Source organism: Bacillota bacterium, from assembly GCA_024655925.1.
Classification (GTDB): Bacteria; Bacillota; DTU025; order DTU025; family JANLFS01; genus JANLFS01.
Map to the genome: position 1 here is coordinate 3,004 of JANLFS010000165.1, position 856 is coordinate 3,859.

2 protein-coding genes are annotated in these 856 nt (G+C 60.2%); both read left to right on the forward strand.

The window, feature by feature from the left end:
• Positions 1-246: hypothetical protein (locus NUW23_15415; GenBank protein MCR4427547.1), on the forward strand; the 246-nt coding region annotated here is incomplete at its 5' end.
• Positions 247-268: 22 nt separating this feature from the next.
• Entirely contained in the window at positions 269-649 is a 381-nt protein-coding gene (gene rplL / locus NUW23_15420; GenBank protein ID MCR4427548.1) for a 50S ribosomal protein L7/L12, read from the forward strand.
• Positions 650-856 lie beyond the last annotated feature (207 nt).

Consider the following 856-nt stretch of genomic DNA (forward strand, 5'->3'; position numbering starts at 1 on the left):
AAGGCTCTTGAGATCAAAGGCGGTTTCATGAACCGGAAGGCGATCGCCCGGGAACAGGTCCTCTACCTGGCAAATCTGCCTGGGAGAGAGGTGCTCCTCGCAAGGTTGGCCGGGACCCTGGCTGGGCCCATCGCCGGACTCGCCAGCGTGCTTGCAGGTCCCGTCCGCAAACTGGTTTGGACACTCGAGGCTGTGAGGAAACAGAAAGAAGAGGCCGGCGGTCAGACCGAGCCCGCCCAGGCTTGATCAAAAGGGAGGATAATCCAAGATGACCAAGGAAGAGATCATTGCTGCCATTGAGACGATGAACGTTCTGGAACTTGCTGAGCTGGTCAAGGCTCTTGAGGAGAAGTTCGGCGTCAGCGCCGCCATGCCGGTGGCCGCCGCAGCAGGCCCTGTGGCCACAGCAGGCCCCGCCGCCGCGCCCCTTGAGGAGAAAACCGAGTTCGATGTGATTCTGGTGACTGCGGGCGACAAGAAGATCCCCGTGCTCAAGGTCGTGCGAGAGCTCACAGGGCTCGGCCTGAAGGAGGCAAAGGATCTCGTGGATAACGCGCCCAAGGCTGTCAAGGAAGGCATCAAGAAGGAAGAGGCTGAGGCCATCAAGGCCAAGCTCGTCGAGGCCGGGGCGACCGTCGAGATTAAGTAGTCTAACCTTACTGAACGGGCCAGGAGACCCTCTGGTTCAAGAAGGTCACCTGGCCTGTTCACCATCCTTATGCTATGCGCGTGAGGCGCCGAGGCTGGGACCACCCGGCACAGTGTAGTCTTCCAGCAGCACTTCCGCAAGGCATGAGAGCCAACTGGAGTGGAGATGTTGGGGGCGATGATCCGGGAGCGACTGGAATGGATGCTT

Bases quoted from the DNA above. Each gene is read 5' to 3' on its own strand.
- rplL (MCR4427548.1), top strand. From the start codon at position 269: ATGACCAAGGAAGAGATCATTGCTGCCATTGAGACGATGAACGTTCTG.